Origin of the sequence: Devosia sp. (assembly GCF_040509215.1) — a bacterium.
Lineage (GTDB): Bacteria > Pseudomonadota > Alphaproteobacteria > Rhizobiales > Devosiaceae > Devosia.
On the sequence record NZ_JBEVLL010000219.1, the window covers coordinates 1 to 13,489 of the forward strand.

Sequence of the window (13,489 nt, forward strand, 5' to 3'; positions counted from 1 at the left end):
AAATCCCTGGGCCACTAAAAAATTGGGGCGCCCAAGGCGCCCCATTCATCCACTGTGTCATCCCCGCGAAAGCGGGGATCTTTGTTTGGCCCGTTGCCTCACATCACCTTGCTGACTTCCATCAGTCCCGGCCGCTGGTCGTTCGCAGCCTTGATGGCCGTCTCGCCACCCAGCACCACCACGTGACCCTTCTCGGCCAGCACATCGAGCGCATCGGCCAGCGCCGAAAAGTCCTTCTGGCTTGCGCCCAGGATTTCATCCCGGCGCTGCTGGCGGATGGCATCGGTCGTGCCCGTCAGTATCCGCCACATGGCCGAATAGCCCTTGGAATCGACGAATTCCGGCCGGTCGGCATCGCCGATCACGCCAATGATCGAACGCGTCAGATCGGTCTCGCCAATCCCCGCCCGCAGTGCCTTTGCCGCCCCGTCATAGACATCGAGCGTCTTCAGGAGGTTCGGATCGCGATAGCTTAGGAACGAGAAATTGCCCGAAGACAGGTCAAACCGGCTCGACCCGCCATAGGCCCCGCCCTGCACGCGCACCTTGTCCCAGAGATAGGTGGTATTGAGGAAGCGCAGCACCACGGCCGAAGCAGCCGAGGCCTCATAGCCCAAGGCCTTGAGGTTCGCGCCCTTGCCGACATAATTGACCTGCGCCGGAATGACCAAGCCCTCGGACTTCGGCTCCGCCGCAAAACCCCAATCATGCGCCACCGCGTCGCGCTGCGGTAGCGCCTCGACGAAACTCGCCAGCGCATCACGCGTCTCGGCAAAGAGGCTCGCGTCGGAAGTCAGGTTGACCACCATGCCCTTGCGATTGAAAAGGACATCACGGATGCGGCGGAACGTGGCTTCCACCCCCGCCCAATCGCTGTCGATGCGCTTCACCAGATCGCGCAGGAAGTTGAGATAACTCACGCCACCCAATTGCTCTGCCGCCCAGCTCGCCTCGGTCAGCCCCGCCTTGAGCCGCGTATCGACAATGGAATTGCCGGCCGGGATCATGCGGGCCTCAAAGCCCGCCTTTTCCTCGAGCGCCATCTGGCGAATGCGCTCCTTGTTGTCGAGCCGCGCGTCGAGCAGCACCTCGCCCATGATGTCGAGCATGTCGCCAAACTTGGCCGGCACCGATTTCCCCGACAGGAAGAACCAGGCCGCCGTCTCGTCATTGTCGAGCCGCGTCGCAAGACTACGGTGCTGGGAAATGCCGCCCGTCGTGCGCCCAATGCGCTGCGTCAGGCTGACAAAATCTTCCTTGCTCGTCCCGGTCTGCAACAACGCCCGACCGAACAACGGCAGATAGGGCAGCAGCGCCGGCTCCAGAACCTTCAGGTCAAACCCGAGATCGAGATACAAAATCCCCAGCGTCGGCAGGTCGTGATGCATCAGCCGCGCCCCGAAGAGATCGCTCTCGTCCGTCGGCAACATGCGGATCGAGCGATCCAGATCGCCCAGCGTCAGCGTCGGAATCTTTGCCAGGTCTTCCGGCTTGTCGACCTCTTCCTGCAGCGCCTTCAGCTTCTCGGTCTGCGCAATCGTCGCCTTCAGCGCCGCGTCATCCATGCCAGCGCGCACCGCGGCGAGCTTGTCGTCTTCGACCTGCTTTTCGCGCGCACCCAGCTCCGGATCGGCTTCGATCTTCGAGGTGATGCGATGCGTGTTGTCGAGGAACAGCCGGCGGATTTCCTTCTCGAAATGCCCCTGCCCGGCCTTTTCCTTCAGCGCCGTCAACGCTGCTTCAAAAGTCAGCGGCTCCAGCGGATCGCCGCCATGCAGCCACGAACCGAGCGCGGTGAACATATAGCTCATGCCGCGCGGCTGGCCGCCGGTGTTCTGCTCGCGAAGATGGAATTCAAACGTATTGAGCGCCGCCTCGCGCTGCTCTTCGGAAAAGCCGGTTTCGGCCAGTTCCGCCAGCGTATCGAGCACCAGTTTTTCGACTTTCTCGGCATCAGCCGGGTCGATGCCCTTGAGACCAAAACCAGCCATGGGCTGGCGCAGCCAGGTGGAAATACCACCACCGAGCATGCTCTCGCCAATACCGCTCTCGGTCAGCTTCTTGCGCAACGGCGCTGCCGAATTGCCAGCCAGCAGATAGCTCAGCAGCCCATGGCTCAGCGTTTCCTCGCGGCCGCTGGGCGGGTCGATCATCCAGTTGACGCTCGCCATGCCGTCGCGCCGCTTCTCCGCATCGACCGTCCCGGCATAGGCCCCGCTCACCTGCCGCGGCGCATTCCAGCGCGGCTGCAGCGCAATGTCGGCATCCACGGGCGCCGCATCGAACTGGCTGAACACCTCGTCGAGAATAGCGAGCCGCTTTTCCGGCGCGTCATCGCCGGCAAAGACCACCCGGGCATTGGAGGGATGGTAGTACTTGGTGTGAAAACGCTTGAACTGCTCATAGGTCAGCGCCGGAATATCCTTCGGGTCGCCGCCCGAGGAGAGCCCATAGATCGTATCGGGATAAAGCGCCCGCTGCGTCTGGTCATGCATCACCGAGTCGGGCGAAGAAAACACGCCCTTCATCTCGTTGAAGACGACGCCCTTATAAACGAGCGGCGCATCGAGGCTCTCCAGCTCATAGTGCCAGCCTTCCTGCGCAAAGGTGTCTTCTGTAAGAAGCGGGAAAAACACGGCGTCGAGATACACATCCACAAGGTTGTAAAAATCCTTGAGATTGGCGCTCGCCACCGGATAGGCCGTCTTGTCCGGAAAGGTCATGGCGTTGAGGAAGGTGTGCATGGAGCCTTTCAGCAGCTCCACGAACGGCTTCTTCACCGGATATTTTCTGCTGCCGCACAGCACCGAATGCTCGAGAATATGCGCGATGCCGGTCGAGTCATCGGGCGGCGTCTTCAGCGTCACGCCAAAAACCTTGTTCTCGTCGTCATTGACGAGACTCAGTACCTCCGCCCCGGTCTTCTTGTGCCGAAAGAGCTGCGCCTGTGAATTGATCTCGGCAATGGACTCGTCGCGCACAAGCTCGAAAGCGGGATGGATAGACATGATACTGGCTCGTCTTGTTGTTTTGTGAAGCTAACCTAGGTGCGGCGGTCGGGTTCCGCTAGGGCCGGGCCTACACCCCGCCGCGGATCTCGGGCTTCACTTCTTTCTGATACCATTCGCCAAGCTGGGTCATCAGCGCCGGAAAGAGGTTCTTGCGCTCCGTGGCCGCAACATTGTCAGCGATCTGTTCGGGCTTTGAAACGCCGGCAATGATGGTCGACACCTGCGGATGGTCGAGAATCCAGCGCAGCGCAAACTGGCTCATCGGCACGCCCTCGGGCGCCAGCCCCTTCAATTCCTGCACCAGCTCGACACCCCTCTCGAACTTGATGCCCGAAAAGGTCTCGCCCACCGAGAACGCCTGGCCATCGCGATTGTAATTGCGATGGTCGGTTTCCTCGAACGTCGACGTCTTGTCATACTTGCCGCTCAGTAGCCCACTGGCGAGCGGCAGGCGCACGATGATGCCGACATCCTTTTCCGCCGCCAGCGGCAGCAGCTTTTCCGCCGCATCCTGGCGCAGCAAATTGAAAATGATCTGCAGCGTCGCGCAGCCCGGCTGTTCGAGGCAAATCATCGCTTCTTCAATGGTCTCGACACTGGCGCCCCAATGGCGCACCAGCCCTTCGGCCTTGAACTCGTCCATCCAGCCAAAGATCGCGCCGTCGCGCAGCACTTCGGTGGGCACGCAATGAAGCTGCGCCAGATCGAGCGAGGCAACGCCGAGCCGCTGCGCCGAACCGACGAGGCTCTCGCGCACCCGGTCCTTGCTATACTTGTTGGGAAATAGCGCCGCCGAACGGCCAAGCTTGGTCGCGACCTTCACGCCAAATGCCTTGGCATGGGCGCCAATCCGCCGCTCGGAAAGCCCGCCGCCATAAACGTCGGCCGTATCCCAGAAATTGATCCCGGCGCCATTGGCTGCATCGAGAATGGCTGAAGCCGCCTCGTCCTCGACCGGCCCGAAATCGCCGCCCAATTGCCAGCAGCCAAGCCCGATCTCGCTGACCTCAAAACCCGTCTTGCCCAAGCGCCGCGTCTTCATTCCAGGCTCTCCGTATCCTTGTCCGCCGGTTCCGTACCCAGCGTGATAATCTGATCATCCGGCCCGATCACGCTGCGTCTATGCGTAATGGCGAGGATGGTCACCCCATCCAGCCCCCGCAATTCGCGCATGATCTGTCCCTCGGTTGTCTCGTCGAGGGCCGAACTCGCTTCGTCGAGGAACAATACTTTGGGACTGGCGTAAAGTGCACGCGCTATCGACACGCGCTGCCTTTCCCCACCCGAAAGTTTTAGGCCGCGCTCTCCCACCGTGGTCTCAAACCCTTCCGGCAGATTTTCGATAAATCCAAGGATCGAGGCACTGGCCGCCGCCTGCCGCATGCGCTCCCTATCGAATGGCCGCCCAAGAACGATATTGGCCGCAATGGAATCGTTGAGCAGCATCACATCCTGCGGCACGACGCCCACGGCGTCATACCAGTCGGTGCGATTGATCTCAGCCAGATCAACGCCATCGACCAGGATGCGACCCTCGGTCGGCTCCAGCGATTTGAGCGCCAGCCGGAACAGCGTCGTCTTGCCGACCCCGGTCGGCCCGGTGATGAAGGCAATGCGTCCGGGCGACACCGAAAAGGACACAGCCTCGAGCGTCTGCCGGTCGCCATAGCGAAAGCCGACCCCGTCAAAAGTAATCTGCCCCGTGACCGACTTCAGATGGCGATCACCATGGCTCGCTCGATCGTCCGGCGCTTGCCACATCTCGGCAAAAGGCTTGAAGCGCGAGATCGACCGCATCACCTCGTCGATCGCCGTGCCGATCATTTCAAAGGGCCGGTTGAGCTGCACCAGCACGAGGTTGATCAGCACCAGATCGCCCAGCGTCATCAGTCCCTCGGCAAAGCGCGGCAAGAGGATCACATAGGTCACAGCCAGCTGCACGGCGAGCGCCAGACCAAACAGCCCCGACAGCGCAATGCGCCGCCACGACCAGCCGACCCAGGACGCCCGCGCCAATTCCGCCTTCTCGGCAAACTTCTCGCTGATCCAGCGATCGCCATTGAAGTAGCGGATCGTCTCCATCGCATTGACCGAATTGCCGACAAAGCGCGCATTGTCCTGATTGGCTTCGATCGCCTTGTCGAGCAGCGGCCGCGTCCACTGATTGGCGAAATAGGTCAGCGTGATGAAGCAGAGCCCGTAGATCACCACGATGACGACGATCTCGCTGCTGATCGCCGTGCCCAGGAGGGCAATCGAGAGGGCAATCTGCGCCACCCCAGGCACAAAGACGATCAGGGCCAGTTGCACGAGCGACTGCACAGCCCCTTCGCCCTGCGCCCGCGCCGTCTGGATCGCCACCGGATTGTGCTCGATGAAAAAGGTCCCGGGCTTCCTCAGCAGCTTTGAAAAGAACTCCGTCGCCGCGCTGAATTTCAGGTTTTCCGAGGTCATGAACGACATGAAACCCGAGGCATAGCCAAACAGCGTCTCAAAGCCGCGCATCACCGCATAGCCGACAAAAGCCGCGGCCAGCCCCGCCGCGACATTGCCGGCGGCCAGTTCGTCCACCAACCGCGAAAACACATAGGGCGTCGCAATGGACAGAACCGAGGAGGCGAGCGTCACCACCGTGATCCCGGCCACCATCAGGCTGGAGTCTTTCCAGAAGTGGGTGAGAATGGCGCGCAAAGCGGGCCAGGCCGTCGTCCAGTCCGTTCGGGTCATGGGCGTTCGCTCGTCTGCCGGGGCGTTCAGAAGGACGCGTAACCTGACGAGGTGAGTGCGTGGGGTCAACCCGCGAGGCACAAAAACCCGCGGCCTAGCCTATTCAAAATAGTCAGGAAAATCCGAGATCGTCTGGTTGAGCAGCAGTTCGGCCCGGGCCAGATGCGCCCGCATCGCCGTCTCGGCAGCCGTCGGGTCGGCCTTGGCCACCGCCTCGACGATCTGCTTGTGTTCGGCAATGGCGCGCTGCGTCGAAGAGACGCCCAGCGTTAGGTAACGCACGCGATCGAGCTGCATCTTGTGATCGTCAATGAGCTGCCAGGCATATTCGACACCCGCCAGCCGCGCGAGGGTCCGGTGGAACAACTCGTCGAGCGTATGAAAGCGCCTGCTGTCGCCGGCATCGGACGCTGCTTCCTGGTCCGCAATCAGCTTGACCAGCACATCGGCGGCATCGTCGCTCGGCTGCCCGGCAACGCGGCGGATGATTTCCACCTCGATGCTTTCGCGAATGAAGCGCGATTGCCGCACGCCCACGGGCGAAATCTTCTTCACCACCGTCGCGCGCTTGGGGCGGATCAACAGCAGGCCTTGCTGGGCCAGACGAATGAAGGCCTCGCGCACTGGCTGGCGCGATACGCCATAGCGGCCGGCAATGTCACTTTCGGAAATCACATCACCGGGTTTTAGCCCCATGGTGATGATGTCATCGCGCAGCGCGTCGACGACGCGCATGGCGATAGTTTCCTTGGTGTTTTCCAATGCCGCTGGGGCCATGGCTGCTGATTCCTTCTTTTCCGACCATGGTCCGGAAACCGGCGCAAGGCTCTATGCCCCCGCAGACTTCCACAGCTTTCTGGCCAATGCCGGCGCACTTCCATACAAGATCGGCATTTGCCCAGCCTGTCAATTCGGGGTCAGTGCTTCCGCCAGCAGGTCAAAGACCACCCTGATGCGCTTGGCAGTCCGCAATTCGCGATGGGTAGCGAGCCAGGTCGGCACCGGCACGCCGGCAAACTCCGGCCAGGCATCCACCACCTCCGGCGTCGCCTCGGCCACCGCCTGCATCATCACGCCCAACACCATACCCCGCCTTACCCAGTCCCAGGCGACAAGCCCGCTATTGGTCATCAACGGAAAGCTGGCGGCACTCACCCCCAGCCCATGGCGCCGCAACTCGGTTGTCAGCACCTCGATATTTTCGCTGAAGCCGACAAACTCGGCCCGGCCCAGTGTCTCTGCACTCAGCGGCCGCTCAATCTGCGCAACCCGCGCCGGCGTCCCGTAAATTCGTGCCGTGCTGTCCGGCAAGCGTCGGGCGATCAGTTCCGCCTCCTGCGGTGGCACATGGCGAATGGCGATATCGGCCTTGCGACGGATCAGGTCCTCGACCTCGTTGGAAGCCACCACATCGACGACGATGCCCGGCGCCACTCGCCGCAATTTCATGAGAACGGGCGGCAGCAGATATTGCGCATAGACGTCGCTGGTTGTGACGCGAACCAGCCCCTCCACCGCTTGCGATTGCCGGGACGCCACCATGGCGATCGTATCGGAAGCCTCGCCCATCGCTCGCAGCGGCGCGACCAGTTCCCGCCCCGCCTGCGTCAACACCAGCCCGCGCCCCACACGCTCGAAAAGGGTCACGCCCAGGCTTTTCTCCAGCGCCGCCACCTGTCGCCCCAGCGTCGGCTGCGTCAGCCCCAGTTTTCGCGCCGCGCCCGAAAGCGATCCCGCCTCCACCGTGGCAAGCAGCGCGCGCATCTGGTTCCAGTCGAGATAATCATCCATGCATTCATGTATATGATCTGTGCCAGTTTCTGCAATTTTGTTTGAACCGACGAAATCGTATCTTTGTGTCATTGAATGTGGACGGGAGAGCCAACCGATGACCGAGCAGGCTTTTTGGAATCGCAGGGCCGATCGCTACGCAGCCGAGCCGATTGCCGATGAAACGGCTTATCAGACCAAGCTCGTCGCCACCCGGCGCCTCTTGCGACCCGACATGGACCTCTTCGAATTCGGCTGCGGCACCGGCTCGACGGCACTCATTCACGCCGCCAATGTCAGGCACATCCGCGCCGTGGATTTTTCCGAGCGCATGATCGAGATCGCGAGGGGCAAGGCCGACAAGACCGGCGTCAAAAATATCAGCTTCGAAATCGGCTCCATCGAAAACGTCGACCTCGCCCCCGAAAGCCTCGACATGGTGCTCGCCCTGTCCGTCCTGCACCTGCTGCGGAACAAGGAGGCCGCCATCGCCAAGGTGTTTTCGGCCCTCAAACCCGGCGGCTATTTCGTCACCAGCACAGCCTGCCTGCGCGACATGCTGCCCGCCATCCGCTTCGTCGCCCCGCTCGGCAGCCGACTCGGCCTCCTGCCCCATCTCGACGTCATGACCCAGGGCCATCTGCACGCCGCGATGGAGGAAGCAGGCTTTGCCGTCGAACACGAATGGCTGCCCAACAAAAAAGCCGCCGTCTTCATGATCGCCCGCAAACCGGCCTGAGCCCAAGACTCTGTGAATTGAACCACCACTTTGCCGAATCGGCGACGCGACGTGCTAAGGGTCACTTCACGCGTGTGCTGGAGTTGAGATGCAGGTTGCAATCGACATGGGCGAGAGCCGGGGTACCGGCACTGCCCACATGGACCTTGAGGAACTGCTGGCCACCCGTCTCCTGGTGCAGGGCAATTCCGGTTCCGGCAAATCCCACCTTCTGCGGCGTCTCCTTGAACAATCCGCCCCCTGGGTGCAGCAATGCGTCATCGATCCAGAGGGCGATTTCGTCACGCTCGCCGATAAGTTCGGCCATCTCGTCGTCGACGCCACCCGCACCGAAGCCGAACTGACCCGCATTGCCACCCGCGTGCGCCAGCATCGCGTGTCGGTCGTCGTCAATCTCGAAGGGCTCGATGCCGAGCAGCAGATGCGCGCCGCTGCCGCCTTTCTCGGCGGCATGTTCGATGCCGATCGCGATTTCTGGTACCCGGTCCTCGTCGTCGTCGACGAAGCCCAGCTCTTTGCCCCCGCCGCTGCCGGCGAGGTGTCCGACGAAGCCCGAAAGGTCTCCCTCGGCGCCATGACCAACCTGATGTGCCGCGGCCGCAAACGCGGCCTAGCCGGCGTCATCGCCACCCAGCGGCTTGCAAAGCTGGCGAAAAACGTTGCCGCCGAAGCGTCAAACTTCCTGATGGGCCGCACCTTCCTCGATATCGACATGGCCCGCGCCGCCGATCTCCTCGGTATGGACCGTCGCCAGGCCGAACAGTTCCGCGACCTCGCCCGCGGTCATTTCGTCGCCCTCGGCCCGGCTGTCTCGCGTCGTCCGCTGCCCATCGTCATCGGCCCCGTTGAAACCTCGGCCCGCTCGACCAGTCCTAAACTGACCCCGCTCCCCGAAGCTCCGGTCGACGCTGCCGACCTGATCTTCACCATGGACCCCGACGAAATCGCCCGCCCGGTTGTGCGCCGCCCACCGCCACCGCCGCCGCCCTCGACCAACGAGCTCCTCGCCCAGGTCGCCCGCGCCCGCGCCGAGCGCGAGCCCGAGCCAACCTCGCTCTTCCCCGAGATCGACGAAGCCGAGCGTGAAGCAACCATCAAGTCCGTCATGGTCGAACTGATGAGCGACCCCGACGCCGGCTTCCGCAATACGGCCCAGCTCTACCAGGACTTTCTGGTGCGCTGCCGCATTCGCCGTGTCCCCGGCGAGCCGCCGGCCTTGCCCGCCTTCAAGCGCCTCCTCGCCGTCGCTCGCGTTGCGCCCGACGAAGAAACCGCCTCATCGGACGGCTGGCAGCAGGCGCTCGCGCTTTCGGAAACGCTCACTGATGACGTGCAAGGCGTATTCCTGGTCCTCGCCCAGGCGGCCCTTGTCGGCGGCCCCTGCCCCTCGGACGCTACCATTGCCCGCCTCTACGGCACCCACTCCACCAGCCGCGCCCGCCGTCTTCTCACCTGGTTCGAAGAACGCGGCCTGATCGTCATCCGCACCGATTTCCGCAACCAGCGCATCGCCGCCTTCCCCGATCTCGGCGTCGAAACGGCCCCCGGCGATCCCAACGGCCCCGACGTGCTCGCCGACGAACGCGGCGCGGCGGAGTAACTCCGCCTCCAGTCCCGTCCACGATGTCATTCCCGCGAAAGCGGGAACCCCCTGCGTCATAACGAAAATCCCCGCTTTCGCGGGGATCTGAGAAGCTTGAAATGCTGAGTGATGGACAGCCTTCGGCCTACCCAACCAACTCCGCCCTGAACGAATACTTCGCACGCGCCCCGGGCCCTAGCAGCGCCGTATATGGCCGCTGATCCAGCGCATCCGTGCCCCCGACTTCCGCCGCCGTCCCGTGCCAGGGCTCGAGGCAGACAAACCCCGCCCCCGGCTTGGTCCACAGCGCAAAGTTGGGCAGGTTCTCCCAGGTGAAGTGAATGCTTGGCCCATTTTCGGACCGATACACCAATCCGGCCCCCGCCCCGTCCGGAAAGATCATCGCATCCTTCTCGAAATCGGCATGGTTGAGCGCCAGCGCACCCGCCACGAATGGCGAAGCCAGCGGCTCGGGATTGACGAGACCTCCTGAAAGGCGGAACAGCGCCGGCTCCCCGCCATTTTCGAGGACGACACTGTGTTTTTGCCCCTCGCCCCCCGGCAGCGGCCAGGCAAAGGCGGGATGAAAGCCGACCCCATACGGCATGACCACCGTATCCTTGTTGGTCACCGTGGCTGTCACGATCACCGCCCGCCCTTCCAGCCGATGCTCCACATCGAGCTGGAAATCGAACGGGAACATGGCCCGCGTCGCTTCCGAGGCTTCGAGCCGATAGATGCAGTGCTCGCGCCATTCCTCGACCAGCGTAAAGTTGCTGCGCCGGGCAAAGCCGTGCTGGCCCATCTGATAGCGTTGCTCTCCAACACTGACCACGTCCATGGGTGCACGACCAACCATGGGGAACAAAACCGGCGAACGGCCGGTCCAATAGGTGGCGTCTCCGCTCCACAGCCAGTTCCGACCATCCCGGGTCGATAGCAACTGCATTTCGGCTCCCAGAGCCGCCACGTCTACCGTCAAGTCGCTATTGCTGATTCGAGTGAGTTGCATGTGCGTCCTCCAGGCAATCTCTCTTTAGGCGGGGCAGCGGACCCTAGCCTTGTTGAATAATCAAGGAAACTACCCGAAACGCCTTCCGCAAAAGCGATGGGATCACTTTTGAGAAGTGAAGGCGCGGCAAAACCTGGCCACAGGCAATCACTTGAGTGATTAGCAGAGCGCGAGTAAGCAGCGAGTAAAGGACCTGTCCATGACCCTGCCGCCGCTGCCGATAGACGCCGCCCTGCCGGCCCTGGCCGACGCTCTCGCCCGAGGGTTTGGAGCCGTGCTCGTCGCCCAGCCCGGCGCCGGCAAGACGACGCGCGTGCCGCTGGCCCTGCTCGACGCTCCCTGGCGCGGGGATGGCCGCATCATCGTCCTCGAACCAAGACGCCTTGCCGCCCGCGCCGCCGCACGGCAAATGGCAAAGCTCCTTGGCGAAGAGGTCGGCCAGACCGTCGGTTTTCGCGTCCGCATGGAATCGAAGGTTTCGGGCAAGACCCGCATTGAAGTCGTCACCGAAGGCGTCTTCACCCGCATGCTGCAGGACGACCCCGAGCTTTCGGGCGTCGCCGCCGTGCTCTTCGACGAATTCCACGAACGCAGCCTCGATGCTGATTTGGGCCTTGCCCTGGCACTCGACGCCCGCGCCCTGCGGCCGGACCTCAAACTCCTCGTCATGTCGGCCACCATCGATGGCGCCCGCGTCGCCAAACTCCTCGACGGTGTCCCCGTCATCGACAGCCCTGGCCGCGCCTTTCCGGTAGAGACAATCCATGCCGAGCCCGACCCGCTCGAGCGCCTCGAAGATCAGGTGACCAAGGCGGTCCTCAAGGCCATGCGCGAGCACGAAGGTTCTGCTCTCGTCTTCCTCCCCGGCCAGGGCGAAATCACCCGCACCGCCGAACGCCTCGCCACCCGCCTGCCCCCCAACACCGACCTCGCCCCGCTCTATGGCCAGCTCACCCCCGCCGAGCAGGACGCGGCCATCCAGCCCTCCCCGGCCGGCCGCCGCAAGATCGTGCTCGCCACCTCCATCGCCGAAACCTCGCTGACCATCGAAGGCGTCCGCATCGTCGTGGACTCAGGCTTCCGCCGCGTTCCCGTCTACGAACCCGCCACGGGCCTGACGACCCTTGCCACCGTCCGCGTCTCCCGCGCAGGTGCCGATCAGCGCCGCGGCCGCGCCGGCCGTACTTCTCCCGGTGTCGCCATCCGCCTTTGGAACGAAGGCCAGACCGCAGCCCTCGAAGCCTTCGAAACCCCCGAAATCCTCTCCGCCGATCTTTCCGGGCTCGTCCTCGACCTCGCCGCCTGGGGCGTCAGCGACCCCACGGCCCTTTCCTTCCTCGATCCCCCGCCCGCGCCCGCCTGGGCCGAAGCCAAGGCCCTCCTCACCCGCCTCGACGCGATCGACGAAGAAGGCCGCCTCACTGCCCCCGGCAAAGCGCTCGCCAAACTCCCGCTCCATCCGCGCCTCGCCCATATGGTCGTTGCCGGCGCCGAAGATGGCGATGCGGAAACCGCTGCCGAACTGGCCGTGCTGATCGGCGAACGCGGCCTCGGTGGCGACGATACCGACCTCGCCCGCCGCCTCGACCGTTTCCGCACCGACCGCTCCCCCCGCGCCCAGGATGCCCGCGCCATGGCAAAACGCTGGAGCAAACTCGCCGGCGGCACCAACAAGGACCCCCGCGACCCCGGCCACCACCTTGCCCGCGCCTTCCCCGACCGCGTCGCCCAGCCCGCCGGTCCGCGCGGCCGCTTCCGCCTCGCCAACGGCCGCCAGGCCCAGGTCGACGAAACCCATTCACTTGCCGGCGCCAGCTTCCTCGTCGTCGCCGTTATCACCGGCAGCGCCACTCAAGGCCGTATCCGCTCCGCCGCTGCCCTCGACCCCGCCGACCTCGAAACGCTCTTCGGCCATCACATCGTGAGCGAAACGACGCTCACCTTCGACGCCGCCTCCGGCTCCGTTAGGGCCCGCCGCCAGCGCCGCCTCGACGCCTTGCGCCTTGCCGATGAGCCCACCCCCGTCACCGATCTCGAAAAAGCGGCAAAGATCCTCGCCGAAGCCGCGCTGAAGCGCCCCGAAACCCTGCCCTGGAGCAAGGACCAGAAAGCCCTCCGCGCCCGCGCCAGCTTCCTCCACCAGACCCTTGGCGCCGACTGGCCCGATCTCTCCGACACTGCTCTCGCCGCCGATCCAGACTGGCTTGTGCCCCACATAACAGGCGAGACCCGCCTCTCCGCCATTTCGGCCGACCATCTCGGTCAGGCCCTCGATACCCTTCTCCCCTGGGCCAAAAAGCAAGAAATCGACCGCCTGCTGCCGAGCCATTTTTCCGCGCCCTCCGGCAGCCATCTCCCCATCGACTACGCCGCCGAAAACGGCCCGGCGCTCGAAATCCGCGTGCAGGAACTCTTCGGCCTCGACCGCCACCCCAGTATCGCCAATGGCCTCATTCCCTTGCTTCTGGTCCTGCTCTCCCCCGCCCATCGTCCCATCCAGACGACACGCGACCTCCCCGGCTTCTGGCGCGGCAGCTGGAAAGACGTCGCCAAGGATCTCAAGGGCCGCTACCCCCGCCACCCCTGGCCCGAAGACCCGATCGCCGCCCCCGCCACCAACCGCGCCAAGCCTCGCGGCACATAAAAAA

Annotated in this window: 9 protein-coding genes; 3 read left to right on the forward strand and 6 right to left on the reverse strand. The window is 63.7% G+C overall.

The window, feature by feature from the left end; translation table 11 throughout:
* Window positions 1-98: 98 nt before the first annotated feature.
* The 5 genes from ABW043_RS11965 to ABW043_RS11985 form a co-directional block, all read right to left on the reverse strand.
* Window positions 99-3,008, reverse strand: coding sequence for an insulinase family protein (locus ABW043_RS11965; RefSeq protein ID WP_353921435.1), 2,910 nt, complete (start codon window positions 3,006-3,008; stop codon window positions 99-101).
* A 70-nt stretch (window positions 3,009-3,078) separates the two neighbouring features.
* Complete coding sequence (locus tag ABW043_RS11970) at window positions 3,079-4,053, reverse strand: aldo/keto reductase (protein ID WP_353921436.1); 975 nt, start codon at window positions 4,051-4,053, stop codon at window positions 3,079-3,081.
* Window positions 4,050-5,738 carry an ABC transporter ATP-binding protein gene (locus tag ABW043_RS11975; RefSeq protein ID WP_353921437.1) on the reverse strand — a complete coding sequence of 563 codons (1,689 nt, stop codon included), beginning with the start codon at window positions 5,736-5,738 and terminating at the stop codon, window positions 4,050-4,052. Before ABW043_RS11975 ends, ABW043_RS11970 begins: the two co-directional genes overlap by 4 nt.
* Before the next feature lie 99 nt (window positions 5,739-5,837).
* Entirely contained in the window at window positions 5,838-6,515 is a 678-nt protein-coding gene (locus tag ABW043_RS11980; protein ID WP_353921438.1) for a GntR family transcriptional regulator, read from the reverse strand.
* 129 nt (window positions 6,516-6,644) lie between these two features.
* On the reverse strand, window positions 6,645-7,529 hold the full coding sequence (locus tag ABW043_RS11985) for a LysR family transcriptional regulator (protein ID WP_353921439.1): 885 nt from the start codon (window positions 7,527-7,529) through the stop codon (window positions 6,645-6,647).
* Between the two features lie 97 nt (window positions 7,530-7,626).
* Between ABW043_RS11985 and ABW043_RS11990 the strand changes: the two genes are divergently transcribed.
* Both ABW043_RS11990 and ABW043_RS11995 read left to right on the forward strand, forming a co-directional pair.
* Window positions 7,627-8,247 carry a class I SAM-dependent methyltransferase gene (locus tag ABW043_RS11990; RefSeq protein ID WP_353921440.1) on the forward strand — a complete coding sequence of 207 codons (621 nt, stop codon included), beginning with the start codon at window positions 7,627-7,629 and terminating at the stop codon, window positions 8,245-8,247.
* Window positions 8,248-8,335: 88 nt separating this feature from the next.
* Window positions 8,336-9,847 carry a helicase HerA domain-containing protein gene (locus tag ABW043_RS11995; RefSeq protein ID WP_353921441.1) on the forward strand — a complete coding sequence of 504 codons (1,512 nt, stop codon included), beginning with the start codon at window positions 8,336-8,338 and terminating at the stop codon, window positions 9,845-9,847.
* A gap of 127 nt (window positions 9,848-9,974) precedes the next feature.
* Here the strand turns inward: ABW043_RS11995 and ABW043_RS12000 are convergent, their stop codons facing one another.
* A complete protein-coding gene (locus ABW043_RS12000) occupies window positions 9,975-10,841 on the reverse strand; it encodes an aldose 1-epimerase family protein (RefSeq protein ID WP_353921442.1) in 867 nt (288 codons plus the stop codon).
* Window positions 10,842-11,040: 199 nt separating this feature from the next.
* Here ABW043_RS12000 and hrpB point away from each other — a divergent pair, with 199 nt between their 5' ends.
* Window positions 11,041-13,485 (forward strand): ATP-dependent helicase HrpB, encoded by a 2,445-nt coding sequence (hrpB, locus tag ABW043_RS12005; protein ID WP_353921443.1) that lies wholly within the window; start codon window positions 11,041-11,043, stop codon window positions 13,483-13,485.
* Window positions 13,486-13,489 lie beyond the last annotated feature (4 nt).

Excerpts from the sequence above, each read along its gene's own strand:
- ABW043_RS11965 (WP_353921435.1), bottom strand. The coding sequence starts at position 3,008 with ATGTCTATCCATCCCGCTTTCGAGCTTGTGCGCGACGAGTCCATTGCC.
- ABW043_RS11970 (WP_353921436.1), bottom strand. The coding sequence starts at position 4,053 with ATGAAGACGCGGCGCTTGGGCAAGACGGGTTTTGAGGTCAGCGAGATC.
- ABW043_RS11975 (WP_353921437.1), bottom strand. The coding sequence starts at position 5,738 with ATGACCCGAACGGACTGGACGACGGCCTGGCCCGCTTTGCGCGCCATT.
- ABW043_RS11980 (WP_353921438.1), bottom strand. The coding sequence starts at position 6,515 with ATGGCCCCAGCGGCATTGGAAAACACCAAGGAAACTATCGCCATGCGC.
- ABW043_RS11985 (WP_353921439.1), bottom strand. The coding sequence starts at position 7,529 with ATGGATGATTATCTCGACTGGAACCAGATGCGCGCGCTGCTTGCCACG.
- ABW043_RS11990 (WP_353921440.1), top strand. The coding sequence starts at position 7,627 with ATGACCGAGCAGGCTTTTTGGAATCGCAGGGCCGATCGCTACGCAGCC.
- ABW043_RS11995 (WP_353921441.1), top strand. The coding sequence starts at position 8,336 with ATGCAGGTTGCAATCGACATGGGCGAGAGCCGGGGTACCGGCACTGCC.
- ABW043_RS12000 (WP_353921442.1), bottom strand. The coding sequence starts at position 10,841 with ATGCAACTCACTCGAATCAGCAATAGCGACTTGACGGTAGACGTGGCG.
- hrpB (WP_353921443.1), top strand. The coding sequence starts at position 11,041 with ATGACCCTGCCGCCGCTGCCGATAGACGCCGCCCTGCCGGCCCTGGCC.